Annotated in this window: 20 protein-coding genes; all 20 read left to right on the top strand. The window is 69.1% G+C overall.

All coding sequences use genetic code 11. The features are described from left to right. The first annotated feature begins 27 nt into the window (after positions 1-27). The 20 genes from ASD35_RS19970 to ASD35_RS19875 all read left to right on the top strand — a co-directional run bounded on the left by ASD35_RS19970 (position 28) and on the right by ASD35_RS19875 (position 22,183). Entirely contained in the window at positions 28-1,878 is a 1,851-nt protein-coding gene (locus ASD35_RS19970; protein WP_056877447.1) for a tetratricopeptide repeat protein, read from the top strand. Continuing rightward, positions 1,878-4,208, top strand: a complete 2,331-nt coding sequence (locus ASD35_RS19965) for a type I secretion system permease/ATPase (protein WP_056876698.1) — start codon at positions 1,878-1,880, stop codon at positions 4,206-4,208. The genes ASD35_RS19970 and ASD35_RS19965 overlap by 1 nt, the downstream gene beginning before the upstream one ends. An 83-nt stretch (positions 4,209-4,291) precedes the next feature. Beyond that, positions 4,292-5,506 carry an HlyD family type I secretion periplasmic adaptor subunit gene (locus ASD35_RS19960; RefSeq protein ID WP_056876697.1) on the top strand — a complete coding sequence of 405 codons (1,215 nt, stop codon included), beginning with the start codon at positions 4,292-4,294 and terminating at the stop codon, positions 5,504-5,506. 77 nt (positions 5,507-5,583) lie between these two features. Further along, a complete protein-coding gene (locus ASD35_RS19955) occupies positions 5,584-7,011 on the top strand; it encodes a TolC family protein (protein WP_056876696.1) in 1,428 nt (475 codons plus the stop codon). A 133-nt stretch (positions 7,012-7,144) separates the two neighbouring features. Beyond that, entirely contained in the window at positions 7,145-8,059 is a 915-nt protein-coding gene (locus ASD35_RS19950; RefSeq protein WP_056876695.1) for a class I SAM-dependent methyltransferase, read from the top strand. A gap of 1 nt (position 8,060) precedes the next feature. Continuing rightward, complete coding sequence (locus tag ASD35_RS19945) at positions 8,061-8,657, top strand: GNAT family N-acetyltransferase (RefSeq protein WP_056876694.1); 597 nt, start codon at positions 8,061-8,063, stop codon at positions 8,655-8,657. A gap of 4 nt (positions 8,658-8,661) precedes the next feature. Further along, positions 8,662-8,961, top strand: a complete 300-nt coding sequence (locus tag ASD35_RS19940) for a hypothetical protein (protein ID WP_056876693.1) — start codon at positions 8,662-8,664, stop codon at positions 8,959-8,961. Next, entirely contained in the window at positions 8,961-9,671 is a 711-nt protein-coding gene (locus ASD35_RS19935; protein WP_056876692.1) for an SDR family NAD(P)-dependent oxidoreductase, read from the top strand. Before ASD35_RS19940 ends, ASD35_RS19935 begins: the two co-directional genes overlap by 1 nt. Before the next feature lie 200 nt (positions 9,672-9,871). Continuing rightward, positions 9,872-10,558, top strand: a complete 687-nt coding sequence (locus ASD35_RS19930; RefSeq protein ID WP_056876691.1) for an MBL fold metallo-hydrolase — start codon at positions 9,872-9,874, stop codon at positions 10,556-10,558. Between the two features lie 2 nt (positions 10,559-10,560). Beyond that, positions 10,561-11,577: a 3-oxoacyl-ACP synthase III family protein gene (locus ASD35_RS19925; protein WP_056876690.1), complete on the top strand. Its 1,017-nt coding sequence runs from the start codon at positions 10,561-10,563 to the stop codon at positions 11,575-11,577. Further along, positions 11,574-12,770 carry an SDR family oxidoreductase gene (locus ASD35_RS19920; protein ID WP_056877446.1) on the top strand — a complete coding sequence of 399 codons (1,197 nt, stop codon included), beginning with the start codon at positions 11,574-11,576 and terminating at the stop codon, positions 12,768-12,770. The genes ASD35_RS19925 and ASD35_RS19920 overlap by 4 nt, the downstream gene beginning before the upstream one ends. Beyond that, on the top strand, positions 12,770-14,557 hold the full coding sequence (locus ASD35_RS19915; RefSeq protein ID WP_056876689.1) for an HAD family hydrolase: 1,788 nt from the start codon (positions 12,770-12,772) through the stop codon (positions 14,555-14,557). The genes ASD35_RS19920 and ASD35_RS19915 overlap by 1 nt, the downstream gene beginning before the upstream one ends. Continuing rightward, positions 14,550-14,783, top strand: a complete 234-nt coding sequence (locus ASD35_RS19910) for an acyl carrier protein (protein WP_056876688.1) — start codon at positions 14,550-14,552, stop codon at positions 14,781-14,783. The genes ASD35_RS19915 and ASD35_RS19910 overlap by 8 nt, the downstream gene beginning before the upstream one ends. A 2-nt stretch (positions 14,784-14,785) precedes the next feature. After that, entirely contained in the window at positions 14,786-16,126 is a 1,341-nt protein-coding gene (locus ASD35_RS19905) for a class I adenylate-forming enzyme family protein (protein WP_235538402.1), read from the top strand. A gap of 72 nt (positions 16,127-16,198) precedes the next feature. Next, the gene (locus ASD35_RS19900; RefSeq protein WP_056876686.1) at positions 16,199-16,609 is read left to right on the top strand and encodes an FdtA/QdtA family cupin domain-containing protein; all 411 of its coding nucleotides are present in this window, start codon (positions 16,199-16,201) and stop codon (positions 16,607-16,609) included. Positions 16,610-16,617: 8 nt separating this feature from the next. Continuing rightward, entirely contained in the window at positions 16,618-17,712 is a 1,095-nt protein-coding gene (locus tag ASD35_RS19895) for a DegT/DnrJ/EryC1/StrS aminotransferase family protein (RefSeq protein WP_056877445.1), read from the top strand. 4 nt (positions 17,713-17,716) lie between these two features. Beyond that, positions 17,717-18,694 (top strand): glycosyltransferase family A protein, encoded by a 978-nt coding sequence (locus tag ASD35_RS19890; RefSeq protein WP_056876685.1) that lies wholly within the window; start codon positions 17,717-17,719, stop codon positions 18,692-18,694. 11 nt (positions 18,695-18,705) lie between these two features. Then, positions 18,706-19,656 (top strand): hypothetical protein, encoded by a 951-nt coding sequence (locus ASD35_RS19885; RefSeq protein WP_056876684.1) that lies wholly within the window; start codon positions 18,706-18,708, stop codon positions 19,654-19,656. Positions 19,657-19,664: 8 nt separating this feature from the next. Further along, positions 19,665-20,516, top strand: coding sequence for a hypothetical protein (locus ASD35_RS19880; RefSeq protein ID WP_157275671.1), 852 nt, complete (start codon positions 19,665-19,667; stop codon positions 20,514-20,516). 290 nt (positions 20,517-20,806) lie between these two features. After that, on the top strand, positions 20,807-22,183 hold the full coding sequence (locus tag ASD35_RS19875; RefSeq protein ID WP_056876682.1) for a TAXI family TRAP transporter solute-binding subunit: 1,377 nt from the start codon (positions 20,807-20,809) through the stop codon (positions 22,181-22,183). The last annotated feature ends 49 nt before the right edge of the window (positions 22,184-22,232 follow it).

Below are 22,232 nucleotides of genomic sequence, written 5' to 3'. Positions count from 1 at the left end.
CTCAGTGCCGCCGTACGCCGTATGGACATGTCCACGCCCACCTCTACCCAGACCCAAGCCATCGCCCAAGTGGAGCAATGGCTGGCGTCGGCGCGTGGCGGCCAGATGGAACTGCCCCAGCTCATGGATGCGGCCACCAAGCTGCAGGGCGCCGGCCTGGCGGCCGCGGCGGCGCTGCTGTACCAGAACTGGGTGGCCAACACGCCGTCGCCGTTCCGGCATGTGGGCTGCTTCAACTGGGGCGCCATCCTGGGCGACATGGGCCGCCATGCCGAGGCCGAGCACGCCTACCGCATGGCGCTGACCATGGCGCCGGACTTCGCCCAGGCGCGCCTGAACCTGGGCCACCAGGTGGAGCACCAGGGCCGCACGGAAGAAGCGCTGGCGCTCTGGCGCAGCGTCTATGACACCCCGGAGGCCGCCAGCCTGGGCGCCGAGCCGGTGCCCTTGCTGCTGCATGCGCTGAACAACGCCGCCCGGCTGTTGGAGCAACTCAAGCGCTACGACGAATCCGAAGCGCTGATGCGCCGCTCGCTGCTGCTGAGCCCGCGCCAGGGCGACGTGGCGCAGCATTACGTGCACATCCGCCAGAAGCAATGCGCCTGGCCGGTGTACGACACCTTCGGCGACGTGACGCACAACCACCTGCTGATGAGCACCTCGCTGCTGGGCATGCTGGACGAAAGCGACGACCCGGCGCTGCAGCTGTTGACGGCCCAGCGTTTCGTGCACGAGAAGGTGGCCAAGGTCACCACGCCGCCTCTTCACCAGGTCCACAAGCGCGACGGCAAGATCAAGATCGGCTACCTCTCCGGCGACCTGTGCATGCATGCCGTGGGCCTGCTGACCGCCGAGCTGTACGAGCTGCACGACCGCGAGAAGTTCGAGGTCCACGCCTTCTGCTGGAGCCGGGAGGACGGCACGCCGCTGCGCGCCCGCATCAAGGGCGCGCTGGACAGCCTCACGCCCATCGGTGCCATGGGCGACCGACAGGCGGCCGGCCTGATCGCCGCGGCGGGCATCGATGTGCTGGTGGACCTGCAGGGCCTGACCAGCGGCGCCCGCCCCAACATCCTGGCGCACCGGCCCGCGCCCATCCAGGTCAGCTACCTGGGCCTGCCGGCGACGTCCGCGCTGCCTGGCGTGGACTGGATCCTGGCCGACCGCTTCGTGATGCCGCCCGAGGCGCTGCCGTATCACACCGAGAAGCCCATCTACCTGCCCAATTGCTACCAGGTCAGCGACCGCCAGCGCGTGGCCAATGCCGCGCCCACGCGGGCGGAGGCCGGGCTGCCGGAAGACGGCTTCGTCTTCTGCGCGTTCAACAACAACCACAAGATGAGCGAGCCCGTCTGGCGTTGCTGGATGCGCATCCTGCGTCAGGTGCCGGGCAGCGTGCTGTGGCTGCTGGCCGACAACCCGTTCGCCAAGGCCAACCTCACGCGCGTGGCGGGCGAGGAGGGCATCACACCGGAGCGCCTGGTGTTCGCGCCGCGGGCGCTGCCGGCCGACTACCTGGCCCGCTTCCAGCTGGCCGACCTATTCCTGGACACCTTCCCGTACAACGCCGGCACCACCGCCAGCGACTGCCTGTGGATGGGCACGCCCATCCTGACCCGCTCGGGCCGGACCTACATCTCGCGCATGGCCGGCAGCCTGCTGACGGCCGTGGGCCTGCCGGATCTGATCACGACGACTATTCGAGAGTACGAGCAGCGCGCGGTGCAGATCGGCAACCAGCCGGCGCGTGCGGCGTCTTACAAGCGTTACTTGGCCGAGCATGGCCGAAGCTCGCCGCTGTTTGACATCCCGGCCACGGTGCGCGATATAGAGCGTGAGTTCGAGCGCCTGGCGCTCGATGCCCGTCACAAAGCCTGATGCCGCGCCAGCACGACCCCTTCTTCGACGGCCAGCCGCAGGCGCCGGGCCTGCGCCTGGCCGCCAATGGCGAGCCGCCAGCGCCGCCGGACCCGCTGGAGAACCTCGCCAACCAGCCCGCCGGCGACCCGCTGCTGCAGGCGCTGGCCTGGCTGACGCGCCACCACGGCAAGCCGCGTTCGCCCGAGTCGCTGCGCGCCGGAGCGCCGGTGGAAGGGGTGCTGACGCCCGACAGCGCCATCCGCGTCATGCGCGAGGCGGGCTACAACGCCGGCCTGCTGCGCAAGCGCATCGACGAGATCCACGACCTGCTGCTGCCGGCCGTGCTGCTGCTCAACGGCGGCGACGCCTGCGTGCTGGTGCGCCGGCTGGGCGATGGCCGCAACGAGGTCGTCTTCCCCGGTCCGGAGGCCGCGGCCGTGCCTGCGACCACGGCCGAGCTGGAGCCCGAGTACAGCGGTTTCATGCTGGCGGTGTCGCCGCAGCAGCAGTCGCAGGCGCACACGCGCAACCCGGCCGACGAGCAGATCCTGCGCCCCGCCGGCGAGCACTGGCTGTGGGGCACGCTCAAGCGTTTCGTGCCGTACTACCGCTCCGCCATGGTCGCGGCGATGCTCAGCAACGTGCTGATGCTGGTCTCCGGCGTCGTCACGTCGGTCATCTACGACAAGGTGATCCCGCACCAGGCCATCGTCACGCTGTGGGCGCTGGCCGTGGGCGCCGGCATCGCGCTGCTGTTCGACCTGTTCTCGCGCCAGCTGCGCGCGCATCTGATCGACCTGGCCGGCCGCAAGGCCGACATGATCATCGGCGCCAAGCTGTTCCGCCAGACGCTGGGCGTGCGCATGGAGCACAAGCCCGGTTCCGCGGGTTCCTACGCCCACCACCTGGCGCAGATCGAGATCGTGCGCGAGTTCTTCGCGTCCGCCACCATGTCGGTACTGTCGGACCTGCCGTTCGTGGTGCTGTTCGTCGCGATGACCTTCATCATCGGCGGCCCGCTGGGCTGGGTACTGGTGATCGCGATCCCGGTGATCCTGGTGATGACCTACGCCATCCAGGGCTACCTGCGCCGGGCCACGCGCACCAACATGACCGAGATGGCCGACCTGCAGGGCACGCTGGTCGAGGCCATCGAGGGCCTGGAAGACCTGAAGACCTCGGGCGCCGAAGGCCGGTTCCTGCGCCGCTACGAGACCAGCACCGCCATTGCCGCCGAATCGGCCATGCGGGCGCGCAACATGTCGAGCTGGAGCTCCAACATCTCCATGACGATGCAGCAAAGCATCAGCCTGGTGATGCTGGTGTGGGGCGTCTACCTGATCCAGGACGGCCTGATCACGTCGGGCGCGCTGATCGGCTCGGTGATGTTCGCCGGCCGCGCGCTGATGCCGCTGGGCAGCCTCGTCAGCCTCGCCACCCGCTACCAGGGCGCACGTGCGGCCATGCTGTCGCTGGACCGCATGATGCAGGCGCCGACCGAGCGCGACAGCGGCCGCAACTACGTGCCGCTGAACCAGTTCACCGGCCGGCTGGGCCTGCACGACGTGGGCTTCAGCTACCCCGCCGTGGGCGACGCGGCCGCGCCCAAGATCCTGAAGAACGTCACGCTGAAGCTGGAGCCGGGCGAGCGCGTCGCCATCCTGGGGCGCATCGGCAGCGGCAAGTCCACCATCCTGCGCCTGCTCGCCGGCCTGTACCAGCCGACCGAGGGCATGGTGGACGTGGACGGCATCGACCTGCGCCAGCTGGACCCGGCCGAGTTCCGCTCGCACGTGGGCTTCGTGTCGCAGGACCCGCGGCTGTTCCACGGCACGCTGCGCGACAACGTGCTGATGGGCCGCGCGCACATCGATGCCGCACGCCTGGTGGAAGTGGCCCGCCTGACCGGGCTGGACCGCGTCATCGCCGGGCACCCGCAGGGCTGGGACCTGCCGGTGGGCGAGTCCGGGGGGCTGCTCTCCGGCGGGCAGCGCCAGCTCGTCGCGCTGGCGCGCAGCCTCGTCACCCGGCCGCAGATCCTGCTGATGGACGAACCCACCAGCTCGATGGACGCGCAAAGCGAGATGGCCTTCCTGCGCCAGCTGCGCGACGCGGCGGGCAGCTGCACGCTGGTCGTCGTGACGCACCGGCCGGCGGTGCTGGAGCTGGTGTCCCGCGTCATCGTCGTCGACGGCGGCCGCATGGTGCTGGACGGCCCGCGCGACCAGGTGCTTGCCGCACTGTCCGGCGTGCGACCCGCGCAGCCGCAGGCGGCCGCAGCGGCCGAGGCCAGCAACCTGCACATGCACCCGTCGGCCCAGCCGGTGCAGCGCTCCGCGTCCGTTTGACATGAATCTGCGCCCATGCTCGCCGTACTCGCCGCCCCCCGAGGGCGCGCGTCAGTGCCTTGGTACGGCCGGGCGCCACTGACATGGCCAGCAACGACAAGATCGCCCTGAGCCGGCAGGAAAGCGTGTTCGTCACCGGGCTGGAAAGCGCCCAGATCGACGAGCCGCTGCCGCGCGCCACCTGGGTGCTGTACCTGCTGCTGGCGGCCGTCACGACGGCCATCGTCTGGGCGTCGCTGGCGCATGTGGACGAGGTGACGCGCAGCGACGGCCGCATCGTGCCGGACGGCCGCGAGCAGGTCATCGCGAGCCTGGACAGCGGCATCCTGCGCGAGCTGTACGTGCGCGAAGGCCAGGAGGTCCAGACCGGCCAGGAGCTGGCGCAACTGGACCCCACCCGTGTCGAGGCGTCGCAGAACGAGGGGCAGGCCAAGCGCGTCGCCTTGAAGGCCCAGGCGGCCCGGCTGGCTGCCGAGGCCGGCGCGCGTGCGCTGAAGTTCCCGCCCGAGGTGCTCGCGGTGCCCAGCCTTGTGGAAGCCGAAACCGAAGCGTTCGATGCGCGCCGCCGGTTGCTGGACGAGGCCGTCGCTGCCATCGGCCGCAGCGCCGGGTTGCTGGCCCGTGAGCAGCGCCTTGCGCAGGACATGTCGTCCAGGGGGCTGATGTCCGACGTCGAGGTGATGCGCCTGAACCGTCAGGTCAATGAGCTGCAGCAGCAGCGCAACGAGCGCATCAGCCGCTTCCGCCAGGAGGCCAGCAGCGAACTCGTCCGCGTGCAGAACGAGCTGACGCAGCTCGACGAACAAATGGTGGTGCGCCAGGACGCCATGCAGCGCACCGTGCTGAAGTCACCCGTGCACGGCGTGGTGAAGAACATCCGCGTCAACACCGTGGGCGGCGTGGTGACGACGGGGGCACCGGTGATGGAGATCTCGCCGATCGGCCCGCGCGTGCTGGTGGAGGCGCGCATCAAGCCCAAGGACATCGGCTTCCTTCGCGTCGGCCAGACGGCCGAGATCCGGCTGAACGGCTACGACTTCAACGTCTACGGCGGGCTGGAAGGCAAGATCGAGTACATCAGCCCCGACGCCATGGGCGAGACCGAGAAGAGCAACGACGGCACCTACTACCGCGTGCTGGTCTCCGCCGACCGCAACAACACGCAGTTCAAGGGCAAGCCGCTGCCGGTGATTCCGGGCATGCAGGCCACGGTCGACATCCGCACGGGCGACCGTTCGGTGCTCAGCTACCTGCTGCGGCCGATGATGAAGTCACGCGAAGCGCTGCGCGAGCGGTGATCCGGCGGTAAAGGCCGCCCGGCAGCCCGCTTTTCCGGGCTTTGCCACCGGGGGTGCGATGGTCTAGTGACGAGGCCATGCTGTACCCCCTCCGCCCCCTCCTCATCTGCGGCCTCGCCGCCACGTTGGTCGTCCAGAGCCCCGTTGCGCTGGCACAGGCGCGCGCGTCCAAGCCCGCCACGCCGCCCGCGGCGCCGGCCGCCGAGGCACCGGCCGCGCAGGGCCGTTGCAACGAGGACGATGCCGGCCTGTCGCGCATGGGCCGTGACATGACGGCACTCGATACCAACAGCGCCGACCCGCGCGCCGCGCTGCAGTCGCTGGTGGACCTGACGTTGTCGCGCAGCAAGGGGCTGGGTGCCGTGCGCCTGCTGGCCGATGCGGCCCGTTCGGACATCGAGGAAACACGTGCGCTGGGCATGCCCACCGCCTCGCTGAACATCGGCGTCAACGGCATCCACCAGTCGCTCGGTTCGGTGGGCGCCGCTCGCGCGCAGGTCGGCGCCACGCTGAGCGCCGGCATGCCGGTGTGGGATGCCGGGCGCATCGCCAAGCTGACCGACTGGCGCAAGGAGCTGGCCGAAGTGGCCGCCCAGGGCCAGCGCAGCGCCGAGGAACAGCTGTCGCTGACGGTCGTCACCACGGCGCTGGACCGCAGCCGCTACGTGCTGCAGGGCCAGGTCTACGCGCAGTACGTGCGCAAGATGGCCTGCCTGGTGGATGCATTGGAGATCATCACCAAGGCCGACCGCGGCCGCGCCAGCGAGCTGGTGCAGGCGCAGAAGAGCCTGCAGCAGGCCGACCTGTCGCTGGAGCAGACGATGTCGGCCCTGCGCCAGACCGAGGTGCGCATGAAGCGCCTGGTGGGCGAGCCGCTGCCGCCGGCCATCGGCATGTCGGCGGCGCTGTCGGTGCTGCCGGACCTGGAGCAGATGAAGAGCGACATCCTGCTGGGCGCCGACGTGGCGCAGGCGGAGGCGCAGGCCCGGTCGCAGCGCAACTTCGCGGAGTCGGTCATCGCCGGCCAGAAGCCCACGGTCAACGTGACCGGCAGCGCCAGCGCGCTGTATCGCACCGGCGCGCTGCCCGGGGAGGCGCGCTCCACCGATGTGGGCGCGGGCGTGTCCGTCACCATCCCCATCCTGCAGCCGGGTGCGCAGGCTCAGGCCAATGCCGCCGTGCAGCGCTACCGCGCGACGGTGATGCAACGCGACGAAACCATAGAGGCCAAGCGTTATCGCCTGCTGGAGATGAACGAAATGGGCTCGTCGGCGCTGGACCGCGCGCGCCGCATCGTCGAGATCCTGCGCAACAGCGACCGTGTGCGCGCCTCTACGCTGCAGCAGTGGCAGCAACTGGGTCGCCGCTCGCTGTTCGACGTGATGGGCGCCGAGAGCGACTACTACTCGATGCGCATCGCCCACGTGAACGCCTTGTTCGACGCGCAGCAGATCGCCGCCATGATGTGGTCGATGGGCCGCGGCGTCGTCACGCCGTTGCGCTGACCTACCGCCCGGCCTTGCGGGCGCGCGGCCATCCGGCCGGCGATTTGAGCGGTTTCCCGCCCCGTGCTCGCTGTGACCTGGCCTCTTTTTTGAGGTCTACTGCGGGCTTGTACTCCTCCAGAGAAGGACTCGCATGCTCCCGAACGCCCCGGCGCCGATCGCCAAGCTCCTGACGATGATGGAGAGCTCGGCCCGTTTCGCGCGGGAGAGCGTGCGCCGGGCGGCTGCGGAGTTCGGGCCGGCCTGGGAGGCCGACTTCTCGGCCATGCTGCAGAACTTCTACGGCAGCGATGCGGCACTGCAGGACGCGGTCAAGGGCTATGCGGCCTTCGTGATGGACTCCATGCGGCGCCAGAAGCGCTTCGAGCAGGAGCTGAGCTACCCGGCCAAGACCTACGCCGAAGCCGCCGCCGAGGTCTACTACAACGACGACTACATGCGTCGCCAGTACCTGCCGGGCCTGCTGCTGTCCCACTACCTGTGGACGCACCACTACCAGCAGATCGAGTACTTCAAGGGCTTCTTCCTGCCGTGGCTGCAGCGCCAGGGCGTCGAGGAGTTCGCCGAGGTCGGCGTGGGCACCGGCATCTACTCGCGTCTGGCGCTGCAGGCCCTGCCGAACCTGCGCGGCACGGGCCTGGACATCAGCCCCCTGTCACTGGAGTTCACCAGCGCCCACGTGGGCAGCTTCGGCTTCGGCCCGCGCTACGCGCTGCGCCAACAAAACATTCTCGAAGGCGACAGCCCCGAGCAGTACCGCGCGGTCATCTGCGTGGAGGTGCTCGAGCATCTGGAGGATCCCGTCGCCTTCCTCATCGGCTTGAAGAAGCTGACGGCGCCGGGCGGCCGGCTGTTCGTCACGGCGGCGCTGAACGCGGCGCATGCCGACCACATCTACCTGTACGGCAAGCCCGAGGAGGTCGTCGCTCAGGTGGAGGCCGCAGGGCTGCACCTGGAGCACAGCTTCTTCGCCAACGCCTATGCGCCGGCCAAGCCCGGGCTGCCCGTGCCGGGCGCGCTGGCGATGGTGCTGACCGTGAAACGCTGACATGCCTGCGCTGACGCTGAACGGCGAGTTCGTCGACCTGGTGCCGTTGACGCCCGAACATGCCGCGCTCACGTTCGGCTGGCGCCAGAGCCAGCGCGCCGCCAACCTGAACCGCGGTGCGGCGACCGTGGCGCAGCAGGCTGCGTGGATCGCCGGGCGGCCCGAGGCCGAGTACAACTTCGTCATCCGCCTGAAGGACGGCCGCGAGGTCGGCATGGTGTCCGTCACCGGCATCGACACCGAGCACAGCCACTGCGAGCCGGGCCGCTTCCTGATCGGCGACGAGGAGGCGGTGCGCGGCATCCCGGCAGCCGTCGAGGCGATGAAGCTGGTGTACGAACTGGTGTTCGACCGGCTGGGTCTGCAGCGCATCTACGGCACCGTGGCGTCGGACAACACGCTGATGATCAAGTGGCAGAAGTTCCTCGGCATGAAGGAAGAGGGCCGCATGCGCCGCCACTACTTCATCAACGGCCATTTCCAGGACGCCGTGTGGATGGGCATGCTGGTGGACGAGTACCGCACGCAGGCGCTGCCGCGCATGAATTCGCTGATTGCCGCGGGCCGCAAGGCCGCGGCTTGGAAACCCAAGGACTGAAGAGATGACGAACTCCCAAGAAGCCGCCGTGCTGGAAGCGATCTACCAGGCGCTGCGCACGCTCAACGAAGAGCGCGCCGCCGACGAGCAGATCGCCATCGGCCCCGACACCTGCCTGTTCGGCGAAGGCTCGGCGCTGGATTCGCTGTCGCTGGTGTCCGTCATCGTCGACCTGGAGACCGCCGTGTCCGACCAGTTCGGCAAGCCCATCAGCCTGACCGACGACAAGGCCATGAGCCGCGACCCGGTGCCGTTCACCGACGTGACGGCGCTGAAGACCTACATCCTGGAGCTGCTGGCCTGATGCGCTACGCCGGCAAGATCGTCCTCGTGACCGGCGCGCGCCGCGGCGTCGGGCGGCTGCTGGCCGAGCATTTCCTGAAGGAGGGCGCCCAGGTCATCGGCTTCAGCCGCCATGCCGACGACGACCTCGCCGCCGAGGGCTACACGCCCATCGCGGTGGACGTGGGCGATGCCGATTCGGTCGCCCGCGGCTTCGAGCAGGTGCGCAAGACCTTCGGCCGCGTCGACATCGTCGTCAACAACGCCGCCGTGCTGACCTCCCAGTACTCGATGATCATGCCGCCCGCCGCCGCCCGCGGCATGCTGGAGACCAACCTGTTCGGGACCTTCCTGGTGTCGCGCGAGGCCGCCAAGCTGATGCGCAAGGGCAAGTGGGGCCGCATCATCAACATCGGCTCCATGGCCGCCAGCCTGGAGCCCATCGGCGACTCCGTCTACGCGGCCACCAAGGCGGCCGTGGCGACGCTGGCCAACGTGATGGCCAAGGAGTTCGCGCCGTTGAACATTACCTGCAACACGCTGGGCATCACCGCCATCGAGACCGACATGCTGGGCCAGCTGCCGCGCGACAAGGTCGACGCCGTCATTGCCGGCCTGCCCATGCCGCGCTACGCGACGGCGGACGACATCTTCAACGTCGTGGACTTCTTCGCCAGCGAGCGCAGCAGCTACATCACGGCGCAGACCGTCTTCCTCGGCGGGGTGAACTGAAGTGAAAGTGAGCCCCTCGCCCGGCCTTGCCCTGCTGAACGCAGGCAAGTCCCGTCGGTCCCCCGGGTGGACGGCGATGCTTGCGGCGTCGAGCCGCAAGCACATCGCCAGACGGGCCGGCTTGGGAGCGGCCCGTCGCTCGGCCCGAAACACTGCTTTCATGCGTCGCGGGTGCTGCGTACGCGGAATGGATAACTGACATGAGCAAGTCCGTGGTCGAGACCCTGCTCGGTGGCGCGCTGAAGCGCATCACCAACCACGAGCTGCACTCGAACACCTACCTGCTGGCCGACCCGCAGCAGTCGGGCGCCTGCGTCGTCGTCGACCCCGGCCTGGACCGCGAACGCGTCGAGGCGGCCATCGCCGACAGCGGCTGGACGCCCATGGCGGTGCTGTGCACGCACGGTCACTTCGATCATGTCGGCAGCACGGCGGCGCTGCAGGAGCGCTTCGGCGTGCCGGTCTACCTGCGCGCGCAGGACCAGAAGACCGCCAAGCTGTCCAACTTCCTGATGGCGGCCTTCAAAATCAAGGCACGCATCGCGCTGCCCGAGTTCACGCTGCTGGCCGACGACGGCGCCAGCGTGGACGTGGCCGGCCGCCACTTCACCTTCCACGCGCTGCCGGGTCACACACCCGGCAGTGCCGGCATCGAGGTGGACGGCCTGCTGTTCTCCGGCGACTCGCTCTATGCGCGCCGCACGGCGCTGTCCAAGCTGCCGGGCGAAGACCACGACCAACTGCGCGCCTCGCTGAAGGCCCTGTTCGCCTGGATTCCGGGCGACACGCTGGTGCTGCCGGGCCACGGCGGCACGGCGACCATCGATCAGATCCACGCCGGCAATGAAGAGCTTCGCGCCTTCATGGCCGCTGCCGTCCCCGCTTGAACATGCTGAATCCCCACCTGCCTGCCGTCTCCATCATCGGCGTCGGCCATCACCTGCCGGCACAGTTCGAGGACAACGAGAGCCTGTGCCGCAACCTGGACGTGACGCCCGAGTGGATCGTCGAGAAAACCGGCATCGAGCGCCGCTACATCGCCGCACCCGACGACACGGCCTGGGGCTACTCGGTGGCCGCCGCGCGCCAGGCGCTGGAGATGGCCGGTGTCACGCCGGAGCAGCTCGGCCTCATCATCTGCTGCACCTTCTCGGGCGACTACCAGTTCCCGCCGCTGTCTGCCAAGGTCGCGCAGCAGCTGGGCGCCAAGAGCGCGCAAATCTACGACCTGCAGGCCAACTGCTCGGGCTTCGTCGCCGGGCTGACGGCCGCGACCGACCGCATGCGCGTGGACCCGTCGGTCGGTCATGCGCTGGTCATCGGCGTCGAGTTCTGCAGCCGCTACATCGACCGCACCGATGCCAACACCGCCATCTACCTGAGCGATGGCGCCGGTGCCGCGGTGCTGGGCCCGGCCGAGGCGGGGCAGGGCATCCAGGCTTCGGCCTTCCACACCGACGCGTCCAACTACGAAGCCGTGCGCCTGCGCGGCGGCGGTGCCGCGCATGCCAACAACGGTCGCGCGTTCGATGCGGCGGTGGATCTGATGGAGATGAACGGCATCGCCACCTGGAAACAGGCCATCACGCACCTGCCGCCCACCATCCGCCGCGCCTGCGAGAAGGCCGGCGTGGACGTGAAGTCGCTGGACTTCATGGTCTTCCACCAGGCCAACCTGCGGCTCATCGAGTACCTCGTGCGCAAGATGGGCCTGGGGCTGGACAAGACGTACACGAACGTGGCCACCGTGGGCAACAGCGGCTCGGCGTCGCTGGCCATCGCCCTCAGCGAGGCGGTGCGCAAGGGCCTGATCAAGAACGGCGACCTCGTCGCGCTGGCCGGCGTCGGCGCCGGCTTCAACTTTGCCGCCAGCGTGTGGCGCTGGACGCTTGGAGCCGCACGATGAGCGTGTTCGCCGATTTCGAGGCGGTCAAGGAAGGCGACGCCGAGTCGCTGACCAAGACCATCACCGAGGCCGACATCCGCCGCTTCGTTGAGCTGACGGGCGACGACAACCCGCTGCACGTCGACGCCGACTACGCGGCCGAGACCTCGTTCAAGGAGATCGTCGTCCACGGCATGCTGGGCGCGTCCTTCATCTCGACGGTGATCGGCACCAAGCTGCCCGGCCCGGGCGCGCTGTGGGTGTCGCAGGCGATGGACTTCAACCTGCCGGTGCGCCTGGGCGACACGCTGACGGTGACCTGCACGGTGCTGAAGAAGCACCCGCGCGACCGGCTGCTGGAGCTGGACACGCGCATCACCAACCAGCACGGCCAGGTCGTGCTGTCCGGCGGCGGCAAGGTCAAGCTGCTGGAGCCGCCCAAGCCCAAGGCCGAAGCCCCTCAGGCCAAGCTGAAGGTGGCCATCGTGACCGGCGGCGCGGGCGGCATCGGCCGCGCGATCTGCGAGAAGCTGGCGGCGGACGGCCATGCGGTGGTCGTCAACTACCGCTCGGGCGCCGAGAAGGCGCAGGCCGTGGTGGCGCGCATCACGGAGGCCGGCGGCCGTGCCGTGGCCGTGCAGGCCGACGCGGCCGAGGAGGCGGGGGCGGCCCGGCTGGTGCAGGAAGCGGTGAAGCGCTTCGGCGGCGTGACGGTGCTCGTCAATGCGGCGTCGCCGCGCATCGTGGCGCGCAACGTCGACGAACTGGCCTGGAGCGAGGTGCAGCAGCAACTGGACGTGCAGCTCAAGAGCGCGCTGCTGATGATCCAGGCCTGCAAGCCCGCCATGGTGGCGGCCGGTGGTGGCCGCGTGATCTCCATCGGCTCGCAGTCCTGGGACGGGACGCCGGTGGCGGGCTGGACGGCCTACGCGCTGGCCAAGGGCGCGCTGTCCACACTGACACGCTACCTGGCCGCGGAACTTGGCCCCCAGGGCATCACCGTCAACCTCGTGTCGCCGGGCATGACGAACACCGCCTTCATCTCCAACGTGTCCGAGAAGCAGCAGCTGATGGCCGCGCGCCAGACGCCGCTGCGGCGCCTGGCCGAGCCCGAGGACACGGCCGGCGCCGTGGCCTACCTGGCGTCCGAGCAGGCCGCCTACGTGACGGGCCAGAACCTGCGCGTCAACGGCGGAGGCTCGATGGCATGGTGATGAGCGATGCCGACGCGCTGGCGACGCTGGGCCGTGCCGACGCGCCCATGGTGGAGGTGCTGCAGGCGCTGAAAGTGCTGGACGGCAGCACGGCCGGGTTCCGCACCTTGCGCGTGGGCATCGCCGCCAACGTCACGGTCGACCTGCTGGGCACCTACCTGCGCCGCCATGCCTACGCTGCCGGCGTGCGGCTGCAGGTGGACAAGGGCAACTACGACGACCTCGTCGGCGACGCGCAAACGCATGCGGCCGCGGGCGTGGATCTGCTGGTCATCCTGCCGTTCTTCGACAACCTGCAGCCGGGCTGGGAAACGCAGCTCGAGACGCTGGACGCCGACGCCCGCGCCGCCGCGCAGGCCGACTACCTGAACCGCCTGGAGCTGGCGCTGCAGGCCGCCGAGGCCGTGCCGCAGGTGCTGCTGTTCACCGGCCACCTGATGAACCCGGCCGTGGGCGCGCGCAGCCCGCAGCAGGCGGCGCTGGACGCCTTCAACGACGGCCTGGCCGACGCGGCCGCGCGCCATCCGCAGGTGAAGCGGGTCGAGACCGCCGGCCTGCTGGCCCGCTTCGGCGCGCGTCATGCGTTCGACGCGCGCTTCTATTTCCGCGGCAAGGCGCCGTACACGGCGGGCTTCGTGGATCAGCTGGCGCAGGCCGCTGCCGCCGCCACGCGCCGCTTCGGCACGCAGTTCCACAAGGTACTGGCACTGGACTGCGACAACAGCCTGTGGGGCGGCATCGTCGGCGAGGACGGCCCGGACGGCATCAAGCTGGACCGCTACAGCTACCCCGGCAACATCTTCTGGACCGTGCAGCAGCAGTTCAAGGCGATGGAGGCTGGAGGAGCGCTGCTGTGCCTGAACAGCAAGAACAACCCGGCCGACGTGGACGAGGTGCTGGCCAACCATCCGCACATGGTGCTGCGCGACGCGCAGCTGGTGGCCAAGAAGGTGAACTGGACCGACAAGCCCAGCAACCTGCGTGCGCTGGCCGCCGAGCTGAACCTGGGCCTGGACAGCTTCGTGTTCATCGACGACTCCGCCTTCGAGGTCGAAGCGGTGCGCGAGCAACTGCCGCAGGTGCGCGTGTTCCAGGTGCCCAAGGCCTTGCAGGACTACCCGGCCCTGGTGCGCGACGAGATCGCGCCGCTCTTCACCGCCGGTGGCGTCAGCGCCGAGAGCAAGGGCAAGACGCAGCAGTACCGCGCATTGGCCCAGGCAGCCGAGGCGCGTGCCGGCTTTGCGAACCAAGAAGACTACCTGCGCTCGCTGGGCCTGACCGTCACGCTGCAGCGCGATGCCCAGGCGCAGCTGGCGCGCATCACCGAGCTGATGGCCAAGTCCAACCAGTTCAACCTGACAACCGAGCGGCTGCAGGCCGGGGACGTGGCCGCGCTGATGGCACGGCCGGACGCCACGGTCTATTCGTTCTCGGTCAGCGACCGCCTGGCCGAGCATGGCCTGACCGGGGTGCTCATCACCGAGGACGACACCGAGGACGCGGCCGCCGTGCGGGTGCATTCCTTCCTGATGAGCTGCCGTGTCATCGGCCGCGGCATCGAGTTCGCCGTGTGGCGCGCCGTGGTGGCCGATGCGCTGGCGCGTGGAAAGCAGCGGCTGAAGGCGGCTTATCGCCCGACCGCCAAGAATGCCCAGGTGGCAGACTTCTACGATCGACTGGGCTTGAGCCTGTCCTCCGAGGCAGGCGATGGCACTCGTTTCTACATGGCCGAGCTCGCCACCGTGCAGCTCGCCGAAAGTGCATGGGTGGAGTTGCGCAATGGTTGACAAGGCGTTGGTGAAGCAGGTGATGGCCTCGGTGCTGGAGGTCGATGAGGCCGCCATCGGCGACGACGCCAGCATGGACAACGTGCAGGGCTGGGATTCGCTCAAGCAGATGAACCTCGTGCTCGCGCTGGAGGAGAGCTTCGGCGTGACCATCCCCGACGAGGACGCGGGCAACGCCACGTCGTTCAAGCTGATCTGCCTGGTCCTAGAAGAGCAGCTCGCCTGACCATGCAATGGCTGCTCGACCGATTCGCCGCGGCTGATCCGTCGCTGAAGGCCTTCGTCCACAAGGGCCAGGTCTTCACCTACGGCCAGATGTCGGCGCGCATCGCCGAGTGCACAGCCGAGCTGCGGGAACGCGGCGTCAAGGCGGGCCACACGGTCGTCGTGCTGGCCGACTACGCGCCCGACGTGTTCTGCATGATCCTCGCGTTGGCCTCGCTGAAAGCGCTGGTCGTGCCGATGACGCGCGGCTCGGTCATCGAGGAGGGCGAGGCGCTGTCCATCTCCGGCTGCGACCATGCGATCGACTTCGCGCCGGATGGCCTGAGCTGGACGTTGAAGGCGCATGAAGTGCCCGTCAGCAACCCCATGCTCGACGAGTTCCGCGCCACCGGCAAGGCGGGGCTGATCCTGTTCTCGTCGGGCTCCACCGGCAAGCCCAAGGGCATGCTGCACGACTTCGAGCGCGTGATGGACAAGTTCCGCGTGCAGCGCGCGCCGGTCGTGGCCATCCCCTTCCTGATGCTGGACCACTTCGGCGGCATCAACACCATCCTCGCGATCACGGCCAGCCTCGGCACCGTGGTGACCGCCGAGGACCGCGCCATCGCGACGATCTGCGCGGCCATCCAGAACCACAAGGTCGAGCTGCTGCCCACCACGCCGTCGTTCCTGACGCTGCTGGCCGCGACCGACCTGGCCCAGCGCTACGACCTGTCGTCGCTCAAGCGCATCACCTACGGCACCGAGACCATGCCGCAGGCGACGCTGGACCGCATCCGCGCGCGCTTCCCTGGGGTGGAACTGCAGCAGACCTACGGGCTGTCGGAAGTCGGCGTGCTGCGCTCGCAGTCGCGGCCCGACGGCTCGCTGTGGGTGCGCATCGGTGGCTCCGGCTTCGAGACGCAGGTGCGCGACGGCATCCTGTGGATACGCTCCGACTACCGCATGGTGGGCTATCTGAACGCACCCTCGGGCTTCGATGCCGACGGCTGGTTCAACACGCAGGACCGCGTCGAGGTCGATGGCGACTACTTCCGCATCCTGGGCCGCGTGACGGACCTCATCAACGTCGGCGGCCAGAAGGTCTACCCGGCCGAGGTGGAGGACGTGATCCTGGCACAACCCAACATCGCCGACGTGGTGGTGGTGGGCGAGAAGCACGCGCTGCTGGGGCAGATCGTGGTCGCCAGGATCGCCTTGCACGAGCCCGAGCCGCTGGCCGACCTGCGGCTGCGCATCCGCAAGGCCTGCCTGGCCAAGTTGACGGCCTACAAGGTGCCGGCCAAGGTCGAGATGCTGGACCAGGCCATCTACTCGGCGCGTTTCAAGAAGATGCGGCGGTGAACCGGCGTTAATCCGGTGCGGACAGGGGCGCGCCCGGCCCACAATCCGTGGGAAACAGAGGATGCCCCCCCTATGTCCATCGACAACTGCAAGATTCTTGACCTGCCCAAGATCCAAGACCCGCGCGGCAACCTGACCTTCATCGAAGGCGGGGTCCATGTCCCGTTCGACATCCAGCGCGTCTACTACCTCTACGACGTGCCCGGCGGCTCCGAGCGGGGCGGGCATGCGCACAAGGAGCTGCACCAGTACATCGTCGCGATGTCGGGCAGCTTCGACGTCGTGCTCGACGACGGCAAGGACAAGAAGCGCGTCCACCTTAACCGCTCGTACCACGGCCTGTACGTCTGCCCCATGATCTGGCGCGAGCTGGACAACTTCTCCTCCGGTGCCGTCTGCATGGTGCTGGCGTCCAACCGCTACAGCGAGGACGACTACTACCGCGACTATGCCGAGTTCATGCGCGCGAGGTGGAGCAAGTGAGCGTGCCGGTGAGCCTTCCGTTCCTGGACCTCAAGCGCCTGAATGCCGCGCACGACGAGGCCATCCGGGCCGGCATCGCCCGCGTCATCGACTCCGGCTGGTACATCCTCGGCGAGGAGGTCGCCGCCTTCGAGCGCGAGTTCGCCGCCTATTGCGAGGCCAGGCACTGCATCGGTGTGGCCGACGGCCTGGACGCGCTGGCGCTGATCCTGAAGGCTTATGGCATTGGCGAGGGCGACGAAGTGCTCGTGCCCTCCAACACCTTCATCGCCACCTGGCTGGCCGTCAGCCAGGCCGGCGCGACGCCGGTGCCGGTGGAGCCCGACCCGCGCACCCACAACATCGACCCGGCCAGGCTTGAAGCCGCCATCACGCCGCGCACGAAGGCCATCATGCCGGTGCACCTGTACGGCCAGCCGGCCGACATGGCACCGTTGCTGGACGTGGCCCGCCGCAACGGCCTGAAGGTCATCGAGGACGCCGCGCAAGCCCACGGCGCCCGCTACCGCGGCCGGCGCGTTGGCAGCCTGGGCGACGCGGCTGGCTTCAGCTTCTACCCCGGCAAGAACCTGGGTGCGATGGGCGACGGCGGCGCCATCACGACGAACGACGACGCCCTGGCCGCCACGCTGCGCATGCTGCGCAACTACGGCTCCAGCATCAAGTACAAGCATGAGATGGCCGGCGTGAACTCCCGGCTCGACGAGATGCAGGCCGCCGTGCTGCGCGCCAAGCTGCCGTCGCTGGACGCCGACAACGCCGCCCGCCGTCGCATCGCCGCGGCCTACCTCGATGCGCTCAAGGGCCTGCCGCTGCAGCTGCCGCAGGTGGCCGACGGCGCCGAGCCCGTGTGGCACCTGATGGTCATCGGCACCGACAAGCGCTCGGCCGTCCAGGCCGCGCTGACCGCGGCCGGCATCGGCCACCTCGTGCACTACCCCATCGCCTGCCATCAGCAGCAGGCCTACGCCGGCCAGGCGTGGCCGCCGCTGCCCATCGCCGAGGCGCTGCAGCACCAGGTGCTCAGCCTGCCCATCGCGCCCTACATGAGCACGGACGACGTGGCCCGCGTAGCGGCGGTCGTCCGGCAGGCTCTTTCCTGACGCCATGCGGTTCACCACGCTCGTTCCGGCCTACAAGCCCAAGTACCTCATCGAGTTGCTGGCGGCGCTGCGCCATCAGACCGTCAAGCCCGCCAAGGTCATCATTTCCGACGACAGCCCGGACCAGGCCTTCATCGCCGCGCTGCGCGACACGCCGCTGGGCCAGATGGTTGCGGACCTGAACCTGGAAGTCGTGCCCGGCCCGCGCACCGGCGCGTACGACAACTTCCGCGCGCTGCTCCAGCGTTATGCCGGCCAGACCGAGCTGTTCCACCTGCTGCTGGACGACGACATTCCTTACCCCACCTTCTACGAGCGCCACCTGGTGGCGCACGAGCAGGGGCGCATGGCCTGCGCCGTCAGCCGCCGCTGGACGGCCACGGAGTCCGGCCTGCCCACGCGCGACCTGCCGGTGCCGGCGGCGGTGGCCACGCATCCGCAGCGCATGCTGTCGCTGGACGCGCCGCTGCTGTTCGCGCACACGGCGGGGCTCAGCGGCAACTGGCTGGGCGAGTTCTCGAACGCCACCTTCCGAGCCGACATGGCCGCGCTGCTGGACGACCCCAGCCTCGATGGCGTCTGCTTCACGGGCCTCGAAGACCTGGGCGCCTTCCTGAAGGCCAGCCTGCTCGCGCCGCTGGGCTACATCAACGAGCACCTGGGCTTCTTCCGCACCAGTGCCGCGCAGCATTCCGCCGACCCCATGGGCCGGCCGATGAAGCTGGCGCACCTGGCCTACATCGCGTTGACGCTGTCGGGCCGGCGGCTGGGCCAGCTGGACGCGAAGGCGGCGCAGGCCAACCTGGCGCGGCTGTGCCCGCTCATCGTGGAGCGCTATGGCGCGCAGGCCGACATGGCCGGCATGTGCGCCGTGATGCCGGCGCTGGCCGCGGGCGGCGAGACTGCCGAGGCCGACTTCCTGGCCTTGTGGCATGTCTACAGCGGCGCCGCGGCGCGCCGCGCATTGCCGCCGCTGGCGTGAGGGCAGGGCAGATGGCTGACGGCGAACAACGGCTGAGCGAGTTCCTGCAGGCCGAGCGTGTGCTGGCCGAGGCCAACCACCAGCGCCTGGCCGCGCTGTACGACCGGCCGTTCGAGACGCTGTCCAAGGATCAGGTCGCCATCACCGGCGCCGACGGCTGGCAGTTCATCAGCAACGGCAGCAACCACTGGGAGCAGCAGTACCTGGGCCAGCTGCGCCTGGCGCCGCCGGCCATCGCCGAGTGGCAGCAGGTGTTCGAGCGGCGGCTGGCCGCCTCTAGCGCCATCGGCGCGCGCTTCGCGCACCTGGTGGTGCCGGAGAAGCAATCCATCTTCCCCGAGGCGCGCTGGCCCAACGGCGTGGCCGTCGTGGGCGAGCGGCCCGTGCAGCAGCTGATGGCGGCCGTGCCGCAAGGCCTGGTCTATCCGCTGGAGCAGTTGCGCGCCGAGTCCTGGCGCGCCGAGCTGGCCTTCCGCGGCAACAGCCACTGGTGCGCCAGCGGCAGCTGGTTCGGCTTCGCGGCGCTGATGGCGCGCGTGTGGCCGGAGCGCCGCTTCGACTTCACCCACGTGCCGCTGGGCCGCGCCTGGTGGCGGCACGACCTGCTGCTGAAGTACATCGACGAGGTCTGCCACGAGAGCGTCATCAGCATCACGCGGCGCGCACCGCCGGTGTACGACAACCGGCTGCTGGCCACCACGGGCGGCCATGTCGGCAACCACTTCGTGTTGCAGAACCCCGCGGCGCCGTACCAGGAGGCGGTCGTCTTGTTCGGCGACAGCTACTCCTACGACATCGGCTTTGCCGACCTGCTCGCGGCCTTCTTCGGCCAAGTGCACTTCGTGTGGAACACGATGGTCGACTTCCGCTACTGCCAGAGCGTGAAGGCCAGCCTCGTGCTGGTGCAGAGCGCCGAGCGCTACCTGGTGCGGCCGCACCCGCTGGACCTGATGCCTCTGTGAACACCGCCATGAAAATCTGCCTGGTCCAGTACAACCCCTTCCACCCCAAGGTGGGCATCCTCGATGCGTACAACGAGGTGGTCGAGTCCTACCACTGGGGCTTCCTGGCGCTGGGCTACCAGGCCGAGCGGCGCATCAACCACTTCGACCCCGAGGCGCTGAACCTCGTGTTCGGGTTCCAGATCCCGCTGCAGCTGGGGCTGATCAACAGCTTCCCGGACAACACCATCTTCTTCAACATGGAGCGCTACGCGCACCGCGACCTCGCCGGCACGGCCGCCGAGCACGTGGCGCGCAAATACCGCATCTGGGACTACAGCGCCTCCAACGTGGCCGCGTGGAACGCGCTGAACCCGCGCGTGCCGGCGTACCACGCGCTGACGGCGTATGCGCCCAACCTGGAGAAGGTGCCCAAGGGCGTGGCGCAGGACATCGACGTCCTCTACTACGGCAACATCACGCCCGACCGCTTCGAGGCGCTGCACCAGGTGGCCGGCCTGCGGCCCGACCTGACGGGGCTGTCCGTCATGACGGTGTGCAACGTGTGGGGCAAGCAGCGCGACGAGCTCATCGCGCGCTCCAAGGTCGTCGTCAACTTCTCGCGCGGCACCATCTTCGAGATCGTGCGCGTGTCCTACCTGATGGCCAACTGCAAGGCCGTCGTCTGCGACTACAGCGACGGGCTGGAGATCGAGCCCGACCTGCGCGCCGCGCTGAACTTCGTCAAGACGGCCGAGATCCGCGCGGCCTGCGAAGCCCTGGTGGCCGACGATGCGGCTCGTGAGGGATATGCGCGCCAGGGTTACGACCTGATCCGCCAGCGCGACATCCGCGACGTGATCCAGCGCGGCCTGAGCTGAGGTCGCCGGCTCCCCGTACAAAGAGCGGCGTCCGTCCGGACAACTCGACGAGTTCAGCGAGGCTCGGAAGCGATCAGGCGACCGAGGTGCAGCGAAGGCGGGCGTCACAGTCCGGCCTGCGCGCCTCCAATACGATCCGCCGGTCCTCCATCGGCAAAGGCCCAGCCCGTGCGACGCTTCGGCATCACGATCATCCTCACTCTTGCGGCCACCACTCATGCGGGTGCTCAGGAATGCGAGCGAACCTGCAACACGCAGGCCCAGCCCTTGCACGCCCAGGACGGCAAGCCATGACCCCGATTCAGCAATGGCACGCCACCCGCAGCCTGCGCCTGCTGCTGCAGACGCTGCGCGACATGATGGTCTCGATGGGGCCGCTGCTGCTGCTCGGTGGAGGCCTGCTGGTAGCGGCCTACTGGTGGCTGGATCCGCAGCCGCCGCGCCAGGTCAGGCTGGCCACCGGCCCGGCCGGAAGTGCCTACGCCGCCTTCGGCGAGGGCTATGCGAAGGCGCTGGCGCGCGAGCGCATCCAGGTGGAGTTGATCGCCAGCGAAGGCGCGCTGGACGACCTGGCCCATCTGCGTGCAGGCACGGCCGATGTGGGCTTCGTACGCGGCGGCATGGCCGATCCGGCGGCCGATACCGAGGCCGGCATCGTCTCGCTCGGCAGCCTGTTCTACGAGCCGATCTGGATCTTCTACCGCCGCGATCTCGCCATCGCGCGCCGCCAGCCCGGCGGCGAGCTGCAGCGCCTGGACCAGCTGCGCGGCCTGCGCGTCAACGTGGATCAGGACGGCAGTGGTGTGCCGCAGATCGTCGAGAAGCTGCTGGCGCTGAACCGGCTGAAGACTACCGATCTGCGGCTGTCCAATCTGGCGCCCGACGCCGCCGGTGAGGCGCTGCGCCAGGGGCGGCTGGACGCCGCGGTGCTGATCTCGGCGCCGCAGTCCGGCCTGATCCGCGCGCTGCTGCGCGACCCGGCCATTGCGCTGATGGCCTTCGAGCAGAACGAGGCCTATTCGCGCCACCTGCCTTTCCTGGCCACCGTGAGTTTGCCGCGCGGCGTGGTGGACTTGGCGGCCGATTTGCCGCCGCACGACGTGCCGTTGCTCGCCACCACCACCGCACTGCTGGCGCGCGAGCAGACGCACCCTGCGCTGCGCCAGCTGTTTGCGCAGGCGGCCCTGAGTCAGCACAGTGAGGCCGGCTGGTTCAATGGCGCGCGCGACTTCCCCAATACCCGCACCAGCGAACTGCCGGTCAGCGCCGAGGGCGACCGCGCGATCAACGGCACGCCACCGGCGTGGGCGCGCTACCTGCCCTTCTGGGCCGGCAATCTGCTGGAACGCATGTGGCTGGTGGTCGGCGGCCTCCTGGTGCTGATGCTGCCGCTGTCGCGCGTGGTGCCGCCGCTCTACACCTTCCGCGTGCGCTCGCGCGTGTTCCGCTGGTATGCACGGCTGCGCGAGGTCGAAGCAAAGCTGGAAACCGGCGCGGGCGAGCGCGAGGCGCTGCTCGACGAGCTGGACGAGCTGGACCGCGTCACGCACCGCATTGCGGTGCCGCTGTCCTATGCCGAAGAGCTCTACGCGCTGCGCAACAACATCTATGCGGTGCGCAAGCGCCTGATGGCGCGGTCCCGGCCAACAGACAGACTGACTGATTAGTTGTAGTTCCGCAGGACGCTATTTACCTCGTTGGCTCAGCCGTGAGGCT

Source organism: Pelomonas sp. Root1444 (genome assembly GCF_001426885.1).
In the GTDB taxonomy this organism is placed as follows: Bacteria; Pseudomonadota; Gammaproteobacteria; order Burkholderiales; family Burkholderiaceae_C; genus Pelomonas.
This window is presented reverse-complemented; position numbering and strand designations above follow the sequence as displayed.